The following is a 255-nucleotide window of genomic DNA, read 5'->3' on the forward strand; positions in this document are numbered from 1 at the left end:
TTCTCTCCTCGACTACCTGTGTCGGTTTGCGGTACGGGCTGTTTGTTTCTAACTAGAAGCTTTTCTTGACAGTGTGACATCAGGAACTTCGGTACTTAATTTCCCTCCCCATCACAACTTGTCCTTAAAGAAGCAAGCATTTGACTCACTTCAAGACTTGTTGCTTGGACGTGCATATCCAGCAGCACGCATTCCTTAGCCTCCTGTGTCCCTCCATTGTTCAAACAAAACAAACAGGTACAGGAATATCAACCT

1 rRNA gene is annotated in these 255 nt (G+C 45.1%); it reads right to left on the minus strand.

Features of this window, described 5'->3' with window-relative positions:
* Positions 1 to 255, minus strand: a 23S ribosomal RNA gene (locus ACEN4L_RS13595); the annotation flags it as partial.

The organism is Desemzia sp. FAM 23988 (assembly GCF_045528365.1).
Taxonomy (GTDB): Bacteria; Bacillota; Bacilli; order Lactobacillales; family Carnobacteriaceae; genus Desemzia.